Annotated in this window: 2 protein-coding genes; both read left to right on the top strand. The window is 72.3% G+C overall.

Translation table 11 applies throughout. The features are described from left to right. Nucleotides 1-164 precede the first annotated feature (164 nt). Entirely contained in the window at nucleotides 165-1,004 is an 840-nt protein-coding gene (locus tag GUY61_RS37875; protein ID WP_166634823.1) for a hypothetical protein, read from the top strand. 139 nt (nucleotides 1,005-1,143) lie between these two features. After that, a partial coding sequence (locus GUY61_RS37870; protein ID WP_166634822.1) for an SAM-dependent methyltransferase occupies nucleotides 1,144-1,941 on the top strand: 798 nt, incomplete at its 3' end.

The following is a 1,941-nucleotide window of genomic DNA, read 5'->3' as shown; positions in this document are numbered from 1 at the left end:
CAGGAGACACGCCCCTGCGCCCCGCGTCCCGCGCGCGGAGCGGCCTACAGTGGAAGGCGGTGTCATCGTCTTGTGGGGGTGCGGACGTGGCGAGCGGCGGCGGTGCGGGAGGAGACGGCGCGGTCCTGCACGGCTTCCCGCACCTGGACACGGTCCGGTCGGCAATGACCGCGCTCTACAAGCGCCTCTCCATCGACACCGTCCGGTCCTTCCCGCTCAGCGTCGCCCCCGCCGACGTGGCCTTCTCCGACGCCGACGACCTCTACCTCGGCGTCCAGCGCGTCGCCCGCGTCATGGTCCAGCACTTCCGGCTGCCCGACGCCCGCATGATCGTGAGTTTCCGCGACATGCGGCACGCCGCGAACATCGAACTCACCGCCGGTCCCGAGTACTTCATCGAGCTCAACGACCGGTTCCGGCGCCACCGCCAGGACATCGGGGCCGCACTCTCCCACGAGGTGATGCACGTCTTTCTGCACCGCCTCGGCCTGTCCTTCCCCGGCACCCCGGCCAACGAGATCCTCACCGACACGGCCACCACCTATCTCGGCGCGGGCTGGCTGCTGCTCGACGCGTACCGCGAGGACACCCACACCAGCCAGAAACTCGGCTACCTCACCCCGGAGGAGTTCGGCTACGTCCTGGCCAAGCGCGCCCTCCTGTTCGGCGAGGACCCCGCGACCTGGTTCACCAGCCCGCAGGGCTATACCGCGTACGCCAAGGGCCTCGCCCGGGCGCGGCACGACGAACGGCAGCCGCCGCTGACCGCGGCCGGCTGGGCGGGCCGCCACCGGTACGCCAAGGACCGCCGCCACGCGCAGGACCACGGCGCGCCCCCGGCGACCGGCGCCCCGTACTCCTTCGAGGGCGGCCCCCTGGGCCGCTCCCCGCTCCGGGTGTCCTTCCCCTGCCCCACCTGCAACCAGCGGATCCGGGTCCCGGTGCGCGGCCGGCTGCGGGCCCGCTGCGGTCTGTGCGGCACGGTCCACGAGTGCGACACCTGAGAAGGCCGCCCGCCGGATCCCGCCGCCACGCCCGTCATCCGCCCGCCGGATCCCGCCCGCGACAGGCGCCCCGGACGGGCGCCGCCCGGAACGCCCAACTCCCTGACGGAACAGGCGTTCGTGCGGCAGATTGGGAACCATGACGAATGATCAGCCCGCGCCGCCCGGGATCGACACCAGCCTCCCCCACTCCGCCCGCATGTACGACTACTGGCTCGGCGGCAGCAGCAACTTCGCGGCCGACCGCGCCCTGGGCCAGGCCTTCGAGCAGGCGATCCCCAGCATCCGCACGATGGCCAAGGAGAACCGCAAGTTCCTCGGCCGCGCCGTGCGGCACATGGTGCGGGAGGGCGGCATACGGCAGTTCCTCGACATCGGCACCGGTGTGCCCGCCGAGGGTGACACACACTCCGTGACCCGGATCGTCGCACCGGACTCCCGCATCGTGTGCGTGGACAACGACCCGATCGTCCAGGCCCACGCGCGCCATCTGATGGCGGAGAGCCCCGAGTACCAGGGCTCGCAGGGGCTGACCGTCTACCTCGACGGCGACTTCGGCGCGCCCGAGGAGCTGCTGGCCAGGCCCGAGATCACCGGGACCCTGGACCTCGACAGGCCGGTCGGGCTGCTGCTGGTGGCGATGCTGATGCTGATCGGCGACGAGAAGGACCCCTGGGCGAGCACCAAGGTCCTGCTCGACGCCCTCGCCCCCGGCAGCATGGTCGCCGTCACCCACCCCAGCCAGGACTTCAACCCCACCGCCATGGCCGAGGTCGTCACGGCCGCCGCGCAGGGCCGGATGACGCTGGTGCCGCGCGACCGGGCCGCGGTCGAACGGTTCTTCGACGGCTGGGAGCTGGTCGAACCCGGCCTGGTGCCGGTCATGACATGGCAGCCGGACGGCGAGCTCCCCGAGGACCCGGGCGCGGCGTACTAC

Origin of the sequence: Streptomyces sp. GC420, from assembly GCF_009916105.1 — a bacterium.
In the GTDB taxonomy this organism is placed as follows: domain Bacteria; phylum Actinomycetota; class Actinomycetes; order Streptomycetales; family Streptomycetaceae; genus Streptomyces.
The sequence above is the reverse complement of the archived record's forward strand: the minus strand, read 5'-3'. Positions and strand labels throughout refer to the sequence as shown.

Bases quoted from the DNA above. Each gene is read 5' to 3' on its own strand.
- GUY61_RS37875 (WP_166634823.1), top strand. From the start codon at position 165: ATGACCGCGCTCTACAAGCGCCTCTCCATCGACACCGTCCGGTCCTTC.